Annotated in this window: 14 protein-coding genes; 3 read left to right on the plus strand and 11 right to left on the minus strand. The window is 43.0% G+C overall.

Going from position 1 to position 15474, the window contains the following annotated elements:
• Positions 1-17: 17 nt before the first annotated feature.
• The 8 genes from nifD to DESMER_RS19380 all read right to left on the minus strand — a co-directional run bounded on the left by nifD (position 18) and on the right by DESMER_RS19380 (position 8428).
• Positions 18-1451 (minus strand): nitrogenase molybdenum-iron protein alpha chain, encoded by a 1434-nt coding sequence (gene nifD / locus DESMER_RS19345; protein ID WP_014904757.1) that lies wholly within the window; start codon positions 1449-1451, stop codon positions 18-20.
• 155 nt (positions 1452-1606) lie between these two features.
• Entirely contained in the window at positions 1607-2434 is an 828-nt protein-coding gene (gene nifH, locus DESMER_RS19350; protein ID WP_014904758.1) for a nitrogenase iron protein, read from the minus strand.
• 84 nt (positions 2435-2518) lie between these two features.
• Positions 2519-2902: a P-II family nitrogen regulator gene (locus DESMER_RS19355; protein ID WP_014904759.1), complete on the minus strand. Its 384-nt coding sequence runs from the start codon at positions 2900-2902 to the stop codon at positions 2519-2521.
• A 3-nt stretch (positions 2903-2905) separates the two neighbouring features.
• Positions 2906-3223, minus strand: coding sequence for a P-II family nitrogen regulator (locus DESMER_RS19360; RefSeq protein WP_014904760.1), 318 nt, complete (start codon positions 3221-3223; stop codon positions 2906-2908).
• 672 nt (positions 3224-3895) lie between these two features.
• Positions 3896-4339, minus strand: coding sequence for a HutP family protein (locus DESMER_RS19365; protein ID WP_014904761.1), 444 nt, complete (start codon positions 4337-4339; stop codon positions 3896-3898).
• Between the two features lie 274 nt (positions 4340-4613).
• Positions 4614-6188: a murein biosynthesis integral membrane protein MurJ gene (gene murJ / locus DESMER_RS19370; RefSeq protein WP_014904762.1), complete on the minus strand. Its 1575-nt coding sequence runs from the start codon at positions 6186-6188 to the stop codon at positions 4614-4616.
• Between the two features lie 723 nt (positions 6189-6911).
• Positions 6912-8003 (minus strand): stage II sporulation protein P, encoded by a 1092-nt coding sequence (gene spoIIP, locus DESMER_RS19375; RefSeq protein ID WP_014904763.1) that lies wholly within the window; start codon positions 8001-8003, stop codon positions 6912-6914.
• A 95-nt stretch (positions 8004-8098) separates the two neighbouring features.
• The gene (locus DESMER_RS19380) at positions 8099-8428 is read right to left on the minus strand and encodes a phage holin family protein (RefSeq protein WP_014904764.1); all 330 of its coding nucleotides are present in this window, start codon (positions 8426-8428) and stop codon (positions 8099-8101) included.
• A 189-nt stretch (positions 8429-8617) separates the two neighbouring features.
• On the opposite strand from DESMER_RS19380, the gene rpsT reads away from it, so the two are divergent.
• The 3 genes from rpsT (at position 8618) to DESMER_RS19395 (ending at position 10880) form a co-directional block, all read left to right on the plus strand.
• On the plus strand, positions 8618-8890 hold the full coding sequence (gene rpsT, locus DESMER_RS19385) for a 30S ribosomal protein S20 (RefSeq protein WP_014904765.1): 273 nt from the start codon (positions 8618-8620) through the stop codon (positions 8888-8890).
• 451 nt (positions 8891-9341) lie between these two features.
• Entirely contained in the window at positions 9342-10391 is a 1050-nt protein-coding gene (locus DESMER_RS19390) for a PocR ligand-binding domain-containing protein (RefSeq protein ID WP_014904766.1), read from the plus strand.
• Positions 10392-10421: 30 nt separating this feature from the next.
• Positions 10422-10880: a chemotaxis protein CheW gene (locus DESMER_RS19395; protein ID WP_014904767.1), complete on the plus strand. Its 459-nt coding sequence runs from the start codon at positions 10422-10424 to the stop codon at positions 10878-10880.
• 171 nt (positions 10881-11051) lie between these two features.
• Here the strand turns inward: DESMER_RS19395 and holA are convergent, their stop codons facing one another.
• The 3 genes from holA to DESMER_RS19410 form a co-directional block, all read right to left on the minus strand.
• The gene (gene holA / locus DESMER_RS19400; protein WP_042334809.1) at positions 11052-12062 is read right to left on the minus strand and encodes a DNA polymerase III subunit delta; all 1011 of its coding nucleotides are present in this window, start codon (positions 12060-12062) and stop codon (positions 11052-11054) included.
• 238 nt (positions 12063-12300) lie between these two features.
• Positions 12301-14781: a DNA internalization-related competence protein ComEC/Rec2 gene (locus tag DESMER_RS19405; protein ID WP_014904769.1), complete on the minus strand. Its 2481-nt coding sequence runs from the start codon at positions 14779-14781 to the stop codon at positions 12301-12303.
• Positions 14778-15401: a helix-hairpin-helix domain-containing protein gene (locus tag DESMER_RS19410; protein WP_014904770.1), complete on the minus strand. Its 624-nt coding sequence runs from the start codon at positions 15399-15401 to the stop codon at positions 14778-14780. Before DESMER_RS19410 ends, DESMER_RS19405 begins: the two co-directional genes overlap by 4 nt.
• Positions 15402-15474 lie beyond the last annotated feature (73 nt).

Here is a 15474-nt window from a genome sequence, read left to right on the forward strand (position 1 = left end):
ATCCTTTCTGCCCTGTTTTATTTAGCCCAGGGAGCTTTAATAGATTTCCAAGTAGGGCTGTTAATTGCCATATCCATATCCCGAGCAAAAATCGGGAAGCCTTCATAGCCATGATAAGGACCGGAATAATCCCAGGAATGCATTTGACGGAAAGGCAGCCCCATTTTCTCAAAAACATATTTTTCTTTAATTCCTGATCCGACCAAATCAGGCTTTAACTTCATGACAAACTCTTCAAGTTCGAATGCCGTCACATCGTCATAAATTAGAGTGCCCTCTTTTAAAGCAGGCAGGGTTTTTTCGTAATCCTCGCTATGAGCAAACTCGTAGCCCGTTCCCGTAACCTCCATCCCTAAATCTTCGTAGGCCCCCACGATATGTCGCGGGCGGAGCCCTCCTACATAAAGCATTACGCTTTTGCCTTCCAATTGGGGTCGATAGGTCTCAATGACTTTTTGCATCTGAGGTTCATATTTTGCTAAGACTTGCTGAGCTTTTTCCATAATATAATCATCAAACTGAGCGGCAATTTTTAGGATGGATTCCCGGATTTTAGTAGGACCAAAGAAGTTGAATTCCATCCAAGGAGTTCCATAGGTGTCTTCCATATGTCTGGCGATATAATTCATACTTCTGTAGCAGTGAATCAGGTTCAGCTTGACCAGATGTCCGTTTTGCAGCATTTCCAGGGTAGAATCCCCTGTCCAGATATTAACGACATTTAAGCCCATTTCTTCCAAAATCTTTTTACTGGCCCAGGCATCTCCTCCGATATTGTAGTCCCCGATAATCCCAATATCGTATTTCCCAACTTCTCGAGCAGGCCCTTTACCCAAAAGATGATCTCGAATAGCATCATTGGCAATATGATGACCCAGGGATTGACTTATCCCTCTAAATCCTTCACAACGAACAGGAACAACCGGCAATTCAAGTTTTTCACTCATGCGGCGAGCGACACTTTCAATATCGTCCCCGATTAGTCCGACAGGGCACTCAGAAAGAATTGATACTCCATTGGCATTCGGGAAAAGGTCCACAGCCTCTTGAATGATCTTCTCTAATTTTTTGTCCCCGCCATAAATGATATCGCTCTCCTGGAAGTCCGAGGTGAAGAGAAAGGGTACAAAATTATCAACCCCGATTTCCCCATCCGCTAAGTTCCGACGATTACCCCAGGAATAATAACCACACCCCACAGGTCCATGGGAGATATGCACCACATCTTTCACAGGACCCCAAACAACCCCTTTAGCTCCTGCATAGGCACACCCCCGAGCGGTCATCAGTCCCGGCACTGTTTTGGAATTGGATTTGACTGCGCAGCTAGCGCACCCTTCATCCTTAACGGCAATGTGTTGTCTTCGATTCTTTCTTGCTTTCTCCGGATAGACCTCCAGCACATCTTCCACGACTTGCTTTCTAAATTCCGTGGTCTCTTTTATGCTCATTACGCTGTCCTCCCTCGTTCTGAAATCTTTCTCCTGTTTATTAAAGAAAACCCGGGTTCGCCGAGCCTCGGCGAGAGCGAAACCGTTGGTTGCACTTATGCTTCGAAAGTATATAACGCAAGTTTATACTTTCAGATAGTACGAGACGAAAATGATTACATTTCCATGATTCCAAACTCCATCATTAAGGCCTCTAACTCATCCATTGACAGTGGGGTTGGGATGGTCATTTTAGTGTTGTTTTCAATCTTACTGGCTAAGGCTCTGTACTCATCCGCTTGTTTGTGAGTTGAGTTATATTCGATAACCGTCTGTTTACGCACTTCAGCACGTTGTACTTCATTATCCCGAGGCATGAAGTGAATCATTTGGGTGTTTAGGGATTTAGCTAATGCCTCAATCAATTCGCTTTCTCTATCCGTCTGCCGACTGTTGCAGATTAAGCCTCCCAGGCGAACTGTGCCGGTTTGAGCGTATTTCAAGATCCCTCTTGAGATATTGTTGGCTGCATACATAGCCATCATTTCACCCGAAGTTACAATGTAAATCTCCTTAGCTTTATTTTCCCGAATCGGCATTGCAAATCCGCCGCACACAACGTCTCCCAGAACATCATAGAAAACATAGTCTGTATCCGCTGTATAAGCACCGTTTTCTTCTAAAAAGTTAATAGCGGTAATAACTCCCCGGCCTGCGCAGCCTACCCCCGGTTCCGGACCGCCGGATTCCGCACACCGTACGCCCAAATATCCTTCAACCAAAACATCCTCCAACTCTAAGTCCTCTACAGTCCCTCTTTCGCGGGCTAAGTCCATAACCGTTGTTTGGGCTTTGCTATGCAAAATCAAGCGGGTAGAATCAGCTTTCGGATCACAACCCACAATCGTGACTTTTCTGCCCATTTCAGCCAATGCTACGACCGTATTTTGGGTTGTCGTTGATTTTCCAATACCGCCTTTGCCGTAAATTGCAATTTGTCTCATATCAATACATCTCCTTAAAACCTAATCAAAATTTTACGAGCAACTTTTATCTAACCTCAGCTAAATTTGCAGAATCAAACACTTCTAAACCACTGCTTCTTTACCAACCTCACCGGTTCGAACCCGGACTACCTCTTTCAGCGGACAAACGAAGATTTTACCGTCCCCCATATGTCCAGTCTGATTAGCTTTGATAATCACCTCCACAACCTCATCCACTTGATCATCCTGAACTACGATAGTTAACAGCCTTTTGGGAATCCAGTGAAATGCTGACTCATCCCTATACCCGCTGCCCATGACAGCATTTAATTCCGGATCAACCTCAGCAGCCCAACCACCTATCCCCCCCTGCTTGCCTCGACCCTCAACGCTTTGAATCGTCAAAGCCGGAAAGCCGGCATCCTCAAAAGCTTTTTTTGTCGCGGGTACTTGATGACGTCGAATCATCATCATAATTTCTTTCATCGCTTACAACCCCTTTGTTCCTTTACTTACGGTATAAGCTTCTTCCACTTCAGTAACAAAGACTTTACCATCCCCCATGGTTCCTGTTTTGGCACTCTCTAGGATGACATTGATGGCTGAGTCCAGCTTTTCATCTTCAACCACCATCAACAGCATGGTTTTAGGAAATTCATCATAAACAACATCACCGATACGAATACCTTTTGTCCTGCCTCGACCAAAGACATGCATTTTTGTCAGAGAGGGCATTCCGGCATTTGCTAAAGCCTCAGCTACAGCCTCAGTTTTATCGGGTCTCACAATGGCTCTAATCATCTTCATATAAGTTCATCCTCCTCAAATTTAAACTCTTGTCGGTTCTTGGGATTAGATAGATCGAAATTACCAATTCAGAGCATCACCTCCTTTAATAATTTTTCATTTAATTTCTCATCCTCACCGCTAAAGTTGTTCTGTGTCATTTGCGGTTCGGCGCGTACTTTAGAGCAGGCGGGAGTCTTACGGCTGGTAGTCATCGGATAAAAAGACAAAGAGAGCCCTTAATTGTAATAATTAAGGGCTCTCTTAAACACTCTTCCGCTCCAAATCCTCACCTGATTTGGTGCCCGGTTATGAAATTGTGCTACAGGTAATTTTATATCCTAGTCTGTTAAAGACTTCACTCAATCACTTAGTTTAAATCTCACTTAATCGCTAAAATCTGACCTATAATCTATAGTTTGACCAACTTTTCGCTCTCTGGGGTACTCACTAATCTCAAATAATCCAATCTCTAATGATCTCCCAAAGCTGTCTAAGCAATCAAATCTCTTTATTCTCTGAACTCTGTTCTCTGATACTTTCGCTAATCTCTGCGCCCTATTCACTACGTGTCTCTCTACTTTAAAAATACTCTGCGACCTCTAGACTTCAGTTACACTAATCGTCTAAATTTTCCACTATTTGGTTCAGGTCTTTCCCACTTATTAAATACAACTTGTGGCCTTCCCTACATTAAAGATGCATAACCCCTAATCCAACTCTGGCATGTTCCAGAAGAGGGTGCAAGGAAGAGCGGCCATAGATCGCCACCGCAATCCATTCTGTATCTGTTGTTAACCCAATCTTTAAGGCAAAGCTGGCATTACTATTGGTATGAATAAATATGCTGTTGCTGGCTTCTAAGGTGGCATGGATAAGAGCGTGAATCTTACGATCTTCTTTGGGAATAACTCCGGTGTTGAACGCTGTCGCCATCACTGAATTGGTAAGCTTTCCGGTGTGCTGGAGATTGGCAACAGTTCCTCCTAGTTCTGTCACACCACAACGCAGATTAAAGGATTCAAATAGTGACCTCTTTAGTTTCTCCTCTTCTTCCCTCGTCTGAGTCATAGCTAACAGCAAAGCCGATCGCTCTAAAGAAGGTTTAGATTTTTCTGTAGGTACTGTTGCTCTCAAGTCTCTCCCCCCTAAAAAACCAAGTTAAAACAATTTCACTAAATCAATGCGATGCTCAATACCACCGGGGAGTCTGACTTAAAATAGAAAAAGCCGTCAGATATTATTAATATCATGACGGCTTCATTGCCGAATCTCTATAAACTATATTCAATATAGTACTTGAAATAGTCCTTATTGTCACTAAGTAAAAAGAACCATTTCTGTTCTAATACTATCAAATATATTACTTTTTAATACTATATCGGGCTATTACGCCGTTTTGCAAAATAATTTATAGTCTCTTACTGCCAATCTTCCGCTGTACAAGCCCCATGACCTGCGTGAATTCACTCATTTTCAAAAGCTTTGCCATACCTGCAAATACTATCATTCCTACTGCCGTTCCACTGATTAATATTAGCAGAGAGCCAAATGTACTGACTCCCGTCAGGGGAGTAAACCATTCACTCCACCCCCAGATTACCGTAGCCATAATAAGCGAAGCCACTAATGCTTTCACACACGTTCCAAAAATTACCCAACCATCCATTTTCCCTAACCTCTTGCGCAGCAGATAAAACAACAGCAGCATATTCACGAAGGCAGCAATTGTTGTGGCAAAAGCTAAACCTCCATGGGCCAGGGGGCCAATCAATAAATACATGGCTAAAATGTTAACCGCCATAGAAATAATGCCCAGAATAACCGGAGTCCAAGTATCTTGCAGAGCATAAAAAGCCCGCGGCAAAATCTGAATGACCGCCTGAGAAGATATTCCTATGGAAAAATAAAACAGGGGAATTGCCATGGTTAATGTGTCATCTGCAGTGAACTGTCCATGCTGAAACAGAACTCGAATCAACGGAAATCGCAATACAATCATGCCTACAGAAATCGGCAGGGTAATAAAAATAACCATCCGAATTGCATTGGAAAGCGTCATCCGAAAATCATCCCATCGCTTCAACGCAGCTTGCTCTGTCATCGTCGGAAAGGTGGCCACGGCAATCGCTAAAGCAAAAATCCCCACCGGCAGCTGGAACAGTCGGTAAGAATACCAGACTGAGGTAATGCTACCGGGGAACAACATGGACCCGAAGTTGTTGTTAACCACCACCTGAATTTGGTTTAGAGAATAACTAAGAATAATCGGGACCGCTAAAGCTCCAATCAAGCGAACACCTGAATGACTCAAATCAATCACTGGATAATAGCGTACCCCAACCCGACGTAAAGCTGGGATCTGAACTGCAAAGCTAACTAAAGCCCCAACAACTACTCCTAATGCAAAACCCGAAACACTCTCTGGTTTATCCGGATTTGCCAAAACAGTCCCAAAAATTATAACACAGGCATTATAGAGCACCGTCCCCAATGCCGAAGGCCAGAAAATCTTATAAGAATTTAAAACCCCCATCGTCAAACCACTTAAAGCCATAAATAAGGGCTGTATTAACAGAATTCGAGTTAATTTAATGGCCAAAGTCATATTCTCCGGTGCAAACCCCGGAACCACCAAACGAATAAACTGAGGCGTAAAGAACAATCCCAATAGTACAAGTACTCCTAACGTAAGGAAGATTATATTGACTACCGAGCTAACTACCCGCCACCCCTCGTCCTCATTACCCTTGGCAATATACTCTGAAAAGACAGGAATAAAGGCGGCACTCAAAACTCCGCCCACTAAAAGCCAATATAATAAATCCGGAAGAACAAAAGCCGTATTATAAGCATCCGTGACCCCACTCTGACCAAAAAAACCCGCCATCAAGGATTCTCGTAAAAAACCTAAAATACGCGAAACCATTTGAGCAGCCATCAAAAACCCAGCTGCCTTCATAACCGTCCTGTTAGTCGATGACATACAAAATTAACCTCTTCTTCCCATCACTACTCGCCATCCGAATTATAGCATTTTTCTTCCTGCTAAAAAAGGTGGGGAGCAAGAATAGTCCCTTATTAAATTCAAGTAAAAAAACATCTCCACTTGCCCCAAATTACAGCAAAGCCGCAAACATTCCCACTTGATCCACGCCTTTGGATCAACGATGCAAACAGCCTCCCCACCACGTCCTCCCACCTTCTCCTCAAAACCCGAGGAAGGTTCGTATCATCCTTAAGGCAAATGTTTGTTTGTATTCAATAACGTTACGTTTATAACTACGAAACCGTTTGCAAATTAATGCAAACGGAATTTATCAATTACTACATTTCTTTAATTCAGGATAGTTCTTATTTCTAAGATTATCTCTCTAGCTTGTTTTTTAGCTATAGTGCAATCTTCATAGGTAAAAGTTCTGAAGTCATCATAGTCAGCATTAGACCGTAGTCGAAATAAATCGGATAAAGCCTTACTCGCAGATTAGTGGATATTACTCAATCTCATTCCGGGATTAAATAGAAGGAGTACTATAGTGGAATCGCGTCAATGAGCGCAGGCGATAAGGCGTGAAGAAACGCAACGGTTCACACGCAGAAAGCCCAGAGGTTTTGCGTTTCCTTATCGACAAGGGAATAGCACGATAGTGTCCAGTGGACACTATCGCCGAAGCCGCGATCCCCAAAAGATACTTAACGGCGTAGGATGCTAAGACGCTTCCTCCTCCATCCACTGTGCCAAAACCTCAGCAAAGGCCTCGGCCGCCCTATTCGATTCATCTAAAGTATTATATTGATCCCCAAATTCCAGCAACAACCCGCCCTCCGAGAGATGTTGGTTATACCTCGCTTCTGCCGCATAACTAATATTGGAAACAAAAAGCCCAGGATGTTTTTTCTCGGCAATTGCCATTAATTTCTTTGCCAAAGCCTCATTCTTTTGCCAGTGGGGATTTTTCTTTCCGATAACAACCAAAATCTTACTAGCTTCTTTCCCATTGACTTTGACCGTTGATTTTTTGAAACCCGGTGGTAAGCCATCTCGGTGAATATCTAGTAATACTTTTATTGCAGGATGATCCTTAAGTAATTTAGCAGCTGTTTTTACGGACTCACTATAGGCTTTCATAAAGTCCACCGCATCATGAATAGTCGTATCATGAACGGTACCAACTCCCTTTTTCTCAAGGGCATTTTTTAAGGTTTCGCCAACAGTGACAATATCTCCGTTTTTTCCAGGTAAGCGATCAGGACCGCCATTCCCACCATAGCTTTCACTATTATGTGTATTATAAATTCCAACAACAACTTGGGAGGAACCAGGTTTCACGGGCAAAGCAGGAGTAGGAAGTTCATTCCCATTAGGAGTAACGCTTTCTAGCGGTTCTAAGATCGGACCCTCAAACTCTGGGTCATCAGGGTTATAGGCCCAACCAAGCCAGACCGGGCCTTGGGGAGGATGAGAGAAAAATCCTAAAAAAAATGTTCGTGGATCTGAAATATTTACACCAGTTAATAAAAACATACTTACTGCCAAACCCTGCTGTCTCGCTAAATTCACTCGAGCACGTTCGGGTTGAGAATACCCCGGTGCACCTTCTAACAGAATAGCCTCAAAGGGAAAGGACTGTTGAGTGAGAAACTGAACAAATTGATAGGCCCCCCCGCTCCGGAGGGCATAGGCGAGCCCTAAAACAATCACTAAACTAACAACTCCCAAAAAGAACCCGCGCACCCATTCTTTAAAAGACCAAATCTTAAAGTTTTTTTTCTGACGGTGGTAAAAATCTTCCCGTAGCAAAGGACTTGTCCTCCTTCCTCTTATAGAAGAAGTATGAAGAACAAGTCCAATCTAGAACTAAAAACTTATTTTGTTATTTAATGGCCTTCTATGTTTTATCGAAGCGTTGTAGGAACAAAGCTGTCTACAATTCCAATAACTAAAGAAGCAAGTAACGCTCCAATAATTGATACTGAAATATAGCCTGGAACGAGAAACTGGCTGAAGTAAATAACCACAGCGGCTGTAAGGAATCCAATAGAACCCCGCCCAACTCGAGAAATTCTATCACCGAATAACTTTTCAGCAGCATAGCCAAGTATAGCAATAACTGCAGCAGCAATGAGCGCGCCCGTAAATCCATTTACGCGAAGTCCTGGAACAATCCAACTTACCAACATCAGAACCAAAGCCGATACAATAAACCTTACGATCATTCCTATCATTACAGACCCTCCTTAAATTACTAACACTTTTGTGTTGATCTGATACAAGGTTTAGTTTAAACAAAACAAACGTTTTTTATTTATGATCTATTAATTTCCTGTTTTTCCTTGATAAATTCACAACCTAATGTTAGAATATAGTTTGTGCAACAAAACGAAGAATATCATAACCAAAGGGGGTGACTATAAGTGCCAAACATTAAATCCGCAATCAAAAGAGTTGAGTTGGAAAAAGCTCGCACGATTAAAAATGCTGCTGCCAAATCTACATTACGGACAACCATTCGCCGTTTTGAAGAAGCAATCAGCACGGATTCCGAGACTGCAGCACTCGCTTTGAAAAGGGCTGCTCGTGCTTTGGATAAAGCCTCCTCTAAGGGTTTGATTCATAAAAACTTAGCTGCTCGCAAGAAGTCCCGTCTCACGAGAAGATTCAGCAAGCATTTTGCTCAAGTAGGCTAAACAAGCCCATGACTAAGAGGGTATCGCAAACTATTTTTAGAAGTAGTTTGCGATACCCTCTAGTTTGCTTTTTGCGCTTAAAAATAGACCTGCTAACAAACCCTTCCAGCCTAAGCTGAACAGTCAGGCTTCGGCAAGAGATTTTACCCCATCGAAGTAGAATAAAGAACACCTCCTTATTGAATTATACGTAACTGCAAGTTCATATTGACTTGCAGTTCTTTTTGTCACGTCAATTGTCTGATCCTCACGAAGGAACATAACTTTGAGAACTAACTGCATGTAGAAACTCAAATGATTAAATAGCTTGCAGAAAAATTGTCGTTTTAATAAGAAAATAGTAGATATTACGACAAATTAATGCAGGATAAACGATATATGTGTCGAAATAGACAAACATACCCTCTTTTCGACCTTAAAATTAGGCATTAAAAACAATGGAGGCATCACTATGAAACTTTTAGAAAAAGATACAGGTGGCAATTTGGATTTGAGTTCAATAACCATTAAAGATGTTATCGACATCGAATTTCTCCAGCGCTTTCAAGATGATTTTGCCAAGGGAGTCGGATTAGCAAGTGTTACAGTTGATCTTGACGGTACTCCAATAACGGCCCCTAGCAGCTATACTCGTTTTTGCATGGACTTCACCCACTCCACGGAAACCGGAGATAAACGTTGTGCTGAATCTCATCGTAAAGGCGGCGAAGAAGCTGCAAGGACTGGTAAACCTGTAATCTACGAATGTCATGCTGGTTTGATCGACTTTGCCGCACCGATAATGTTGGAAGGACGTCAGATTGGTACTATCTTAGGAGGACAAGTCCTCACAGATGCTCCAAACGATGTTAAGTATCGAAAGATTGCAAACGAAATCGGTGTCAACGAAGATGGCTATGTGGAATCAGTTCATGAAATTCGAACATTAACACGAGAAAGCATAGAATCTGCGGCAAATGTGCTTTATATCGTTGCTAACAATATGTCCAATACCGCTTATCAACAATTAAAACTGAAATCGGTGTCAGACATTCTCACTGATGGGTTGGCACAAATATCGGCAACTATGGAACAATTAGCAGCTTCGGCTAGCGTAGTAAGTGAAAATCAAGCAAATCTTAACAATGAGATCAAAAACGTAAATATTGTTACAGGTAAAATAGATGCAGTAATGGACTTCATCAAGGACATTGCTGACGAAACCCGATTATTGGGCTTAAATGCAGCGATTGAGGCAGCAAGAGCTGGTGAAGCCGGGCTAGGCTTTGGTGTAGTGGCCCAAGAAATCAGGAAACTATCTGCTGATTCTAAAGAAACAGTTGGCAAAATTAAAGATCTAACCACCTCGATAAAAGACTCTGTCGACAAAACCGTGGAGATGGGAAATGCAACAACTTCTACCATTGAGCAGCAAGCTGCAGCTATCGAAGAAGTGACTGCTAGCGTCATGGAGATTGCCGGTCTTACTGAACAATTGGAAAAACTCGCAACCACACTTTAAGTCCTTAGTTAAGTGGAAGGAGGGGACGTTTTGGGTATTCAACTAGTAATTTTCGAGTTAGACGGTAAAGAATATGGGATTGACGTTTCGGCAATTAACGGGATTTTAAGAGCAAGAAAATTTAACATCCAGACACTACCGGGAACTGATAAATCTTTAGAAGGAATGATAAATTTACGTGGGAACATAAGTTACATATTTAACTTGAGGACTAAATTCGAGATAAATGAAAAGGCTATCTCCGAAGAAAGTAAATTCATCATGTTAAATGCTAACAACTCCACCGTAGGTTGTATTGTCGATGAAGTTACAGATATTGTTAAGCTAAATGACGAGCAAGTTCAGGCGACTCCCGATTTCATATGCGGAAATGGTGATAACTACATTATTGGCATAGGAAAAATAGAAGATAGAATGATAATAATTCTGTCTCCTGAAAAATTATTTGCAAAGGAATTAGCAACTCTTCAAGATAGCGTTACAAATTAACCAATGTCAAATTATAAAAAAGAAACTCAAGCAAAATTGCTTTGAGTTTCTTTTTATATTTGAAAGCATAAATCTTAACGATACTCATAAACATTATGATTATCTCATGCCGCAGTAAATATAGGCGCGAAAATGTAGCCCTTCACCCGTTTTGCGAAGAGAAGATTGTATTCAAGCTAATTCTCCCTCACAAAACCTTATGATCATCATTTCCAACAACAACCCCGGATCACCGCCCCCAGTTTTCAGGGCTACATCCGTATTCAAACACTCAACTAAACTTTGGGACAACTGCTTGGTTGATAGTTTTATAGATTGCTGCCATATTTTTTGAGCTTCATAGGGTTTAATCCCTAACAAAGCAGGAACCTCGTTGACGTTCCCTCCTCGCTTACGAAGTGCGTCACAGCCAAGCAGAAGCCTGACCTGTCTAACCATTAAGGTCAGAACTTTTAATGGATGTTCTTCCCGCAACACATCCCGCAAGGTCTTAATAGCCTTTTCGGAGGATCGCGCCGCTATTGCATCCAAAAGACTGAAAATGCTCGCTTCAATCGTTCGAGTAGAGATAGCTTGCACATCTTCCATCGATATTTTGGTACGATCTCCCACGAAAACTACCAGCTTGTCTAACTCTTGACTTAAAACTCCCGTGTGATGCCCTACCCATTCAATGAATCCCGATAAAACTTGAGTATCCATTGCTTTTCCCCGGACCTTTAACTCGGACTGAACCCAGGCCATCCATTCCTGAGGACGTTTTGGCGCACAGAATTCCAAGACTTCACCAACACGATCTAAAGCTTTATAAAATTTTCTTCCTCTATGAACACTTTCAGCAATAAAAAGCAGACAGGTCGAAGGATTAGGATCTGAAAAGTACTCTAAAAACGGGTCTAAATCTGCCGTTTGTCCATCTTGAAAGTAGGTTGCCTCTTCAACCACAACTAACCGCCTGGCAAAAAAAGACATCGTATTGGCACGCTCAACAATTTCCGCCGGAGACAATGCTTTAGGGTCTAAGACTTCAATCCCGCCACCGGAAGGATCCATCGTAAAATAGAACGACTTAAGGACTTGAAACCCTTCCTGAATTAGAAACCGATCCTCACCATACCAAAGATAAATTGACGGAACCCGTCCCGTCTTTATGCTTTCCTTAATTTGTTCTATCTCACGCAATTCAACCACCTCTACTCCTATTATAAGTGGTACGTATCCAAGAGTCCAAGTCAGAATCCTCTCCAGCCATAATTGCGCGTAAGAATTTGTATACGGCGAGTTCAGATTTGGGATAGAACAAAAAAAAAGTCCTCCACGGTAGTGGAGGAGCAAAAGAAAGAGGAGGAGAAAAGAGATGTTCCTTACTATTGTTACCCTGTATTACCTTTTTATACATTAAATAGTAGTATTTAATGAATTAATTTGCGTTAGCTTCCAGATATCGGCCAGGCAGGATTTCAACTCCCCGCTCCCCTATCAATACCCGGATTGTCCCATGCTCATCTGTTCGAAATACCGGAACATGACGCTCCTCCCAATATTTCAATACGTCTTTTGCCGGATGTCCAAAAGTATTTTTGCCAACAGAAATCAAGACAGCTTCGGGATCCATACTTTCTAACCAGGGACTATATAAAGAGAAACGACTTCCATGATGGGGTACTTTAAAAATATCTGTTTCCAAATTTGCGCCTGACTGGAAAATGTCCTGCATTTCCTCTTCTTCCATATCGGCTGTCAGCATAAAGCTTTGCTCTAGGTAATGAAGCTTAAGCACCAACGAGTTATTATTAGGATCTGAATTAGTTCCCTCCAGAATTCGATGCGGGCCCAAAACATCCAGCCATGCTCCCGACCCTAAATTAATTTGATCCCCGGCTTGCAGCATGCGCAGCTTCTCCGCCTGTCGGGTTAGTCCCATGGGAAGACCTGCTTGCCATTCTTGATTTTCCAGGCGCTCACCCACAGCAGGCACCCCAACCCAACCTGTTGGAATATTAGCAAGCACTGCACGTGCTCCGCCAATATGATCTGCGTCTTCATGAGTTATTAAGAAGGCATCTAAAGATCCTATCCCTCTATGCAGTAAATAGGGAAGAACTATACGTTCACCGGCATCGAAGGTCTCACTTCGAGGTCCGGCATCTAGCAAAATGGCATGACCCTCCGGACTAAGTATTAACAGAGCATCTCCTTGCCCAACGTCAATCATGGCCACTTCCAACTCTTGTTGGGCATTCCAAGGGCTCCACATTAATAATAAGATCAAGAGAGTTACGCCCCAACTAACCATCCATCCCTTCACATTCATAGGACTAAAGGACAGATTGACCAGCCTCCGTTGCATCTCTAAGCAAAATTCCCAAGGACATCTCCGGACCAGTTTGCCTGCAATAGATCTCAACCCTCTTCTGTGGTAAACCCATCTAGCCTGGAGAGTAAAAAGCGCACGCTCTTTTCCCCACAACAGAATTCCAATCCCACCATACCAAGCAATCCAAAAAAGGGGGCCCGGGTTCAAAACCCAAACATCAGCATAAGGTAATTCTGCCAGCTTTTCTAAAATTGTATTCGTACCCTTTAACAACCATAAACTGGCCTGAAATAAAGGAGCAGATAACTCTTCAGAAAAAGATAGGATAACGCCAATCAGTCCTAATTCCAAAACACTGCCTAAGATAAAAAGAATAAAGACATTTACAATAAACCCAATTAAGGATAAGCGATGAAAAGCGGCAATCAAGAGTGGCAACGTTGCCACTTGCGCTGCTAAAGTACCGGCCAAAGCAAGTCTAACCAAAGCAGGTATCTTTGCCAAAAACTTAATCTCCAGAATACGTGGAGTTAGCACCACAATTCCCCACGCTGCAGCAAAGGATAATTGAAAACCTAAATCCTGAATAATTAGAGGATTATCTATAAATAGACCAACAGCAGCAAAAAATAACCATCTTAGGGTAGCTACTTTTCCTCGACCCAAGCGGCCAAGGATCAGAGCTATCCCCAAAATAGTTGCCCTAACAATCGGAGCGTTTCCTCCACAAAGGGCGGCATACAGCAAAAGCGCCAAAACCGCTCCAACAATCCTAAATCTCTTGGGCAAGAACCAAAACAACAGCCAAGAAAACCCCAAGACAAAAGCCACATTGGAACCAGAGGCAGCAAAAACATGAAGCACACCCGTTACTTTATACCGTTCTATGATATCATCGGGTATTTGGCTGGAATCTCCAAACAGAATCCCTTCCAAAACTCCCGTCTCTGCTGATTCCCAGGCTAAGAGCCGATCCCGAACCTGCTGACGAATCTGCCAAGTAATACTCGGCTTCCCCGCAGTAAGAAGTGTCGTATCCCCTTGAGCATACATCCTTCCACTCAGGCCTCTGACCCCATAGTAAAGGCGCTGATCAAATCCCCCAGGTGTACCGAGAGACTTGGGTCTTTCCAGGTGAGCCTTAAAGCTAACCAGATCCCCGGGCCGGATCCTTCTCCACTCGCCGGGAACCTGCCCTGAGCCATCTAAATAAACAGCTAACTGATAAGTCTCCCCCTTAACCTTCCCTTCCTCAACTCTAATTAATCCAACAGCTTTGTCCTTAGAAATATTCCAATCCTTTATAAATCCAATAATCTCCACCCGATCTAAAATAAGCGGCTCCGGCAAAGTACGCTCAGCTAAGGATCCATAGAGAAAGCCCAGCATAAGACTCACTGCCAATAAAGGAATCTCAGGACGAAACAATCGTCCAAAAAAGTCACGAGGACGCCACAATATAAAGCGTCCTCCGATCAGAATCAGAATCCCAAAAATCCAAAATCGCCCTTGAACCGGAACATAAGCTCCAAAAATCCCACCAATCAAGAGAGCGACAGCACGAATAATCCAAGGGTCCCTCATGGCCCAACCGTCACTTGAGCAGCCATCTTCTCAAAGGTTTTAGGACCGATGCCAGAAACATTCTGCAAGTCTTCGGCCCTGGCAAAGAGTCCATTCTCCGTCCGATATTGAATAATTCGTTCCGCTAAAGCCGGCCCGATACCGGACAGCTTATCCAAATCCGCCGCTCCGGCAGTGTTAATATTAATTTTGCCGTCCACCGACACAGAAGTCCCAGTAGCTGGAGCAGCAGTGGCAGTAGGCGCCGCAGCGGATGGAGAGCCAACACCTCCGGTTCCACCTGAATTCCCAGTTGCCGGATCAAGTGGAGCAACCACAGCCTTAAAGGGAACCGTAACCTTCTGCCCATCCTTAAGCTTTTCAGCCGGATTCATGTTCTCTAAATTCGCCTCCGGCAACAGTTGAACCTGCTTAAGAGCATCATCTAACCTGGCGTCAGGTGCTAAATGAACAAGACCCGGGCTTTCAACTGCCCCTGCCACATAAACCACAATCTCACGACTGGAATCCGACTTTTGAACATAGGCGTAAGTACCATGAGGAAGAAAGAGCTTCCAAATCGCTATAATAACCAAGGCAACCAGCACAAACCACCATACATAGCGAAGCTTCCGTTCCATAAACCCTTCCCCCTGACACGATTAATTGAATCCATTAGTTTGCTTCAATTCCTCTTTATTCCTTCTTTTTCCT

Source organism: Desulfosporosinus meridiei DSM 13257 (assembly GCF_000231385.2).
In the GTDB taxonomy this organism is placed as follows: Bacteria; Bacillota; Desulfitobacteriia; order Desulfitobacteriales; family Desulfitobacteriaceae; genus Desulfosporosinus; species Desulfosporosinus meridiei.

What these genes read in the sequence shown, in the direction of transcription:
- DESMER_RS19360 (WP_014904760.1), bottom strand. Translation starts at nt 3,223, where the DNA reads ATGAAGATGATTAGAGCCATTGTGAGACCCGATAAAACTGAGGCTGTA.
- nifD (WP_014904757.1), bottom strand. Translation starts at nt 1,451, where the DNA reads ATGAGCATAAAAGAGACCACGGAATTTAGAAAGCAAGTCGTGGAAGAT.
- DESMER_RS19405 (WP_014904769.1), bottom strand. Translation starts at nt 14,781, where the DNA reads ATGAGGGACCCTTGGATTATTCGTGCTGTCGCTCTCTTGATTGGTGGG.
- nifH (WP_014904758.1), bottom strand. Translation starts at nt 2,434, where the DNA reads ATGAGACAAATTGCAATTTACGGCAAAGGCGGTATTGGAAAATCAACG.
- murJ (WP_014904762.1), bottom strand. Translation starts at nt 6,188, where the DNA reads ATGTCATCGACTAACAGGACGGTTATGAAGGCAGCTGGGTTTTTGATG.
- DESMER_RS19380 (WP_014904764.1), bottom strand. Translation starts at nt 8,428, where the DNA reads ATGATAGGAATGATCGTAAGGTTTATTGTATCGGCTTTGGTTCTGATG.
- DESMER_RS19355 (WP_014904759.1), bottom strand. Translation starts at nt 2,902, where the DNA reads ATGAAAGAAATTATGATGATGATTCGACGTCATCAAGTACCCGCGACA.
- DESMER_RS19410 (WP_014904770.1), bottom strand. Translation starts at nt 15,401, where the DNA reads ATGGAACGGAAGCTTCGCTATGTATGGTGGTTTGTGCTGGTTGCCTTG.
- DESMER_RS19390 (WP_014904766.1), top strand. Translation starts at nt 9,342, where the DNA reads ATGAAACTTTTAGAAAAAGATACAGGTGGCAATTTGGATTTGAGTTCA.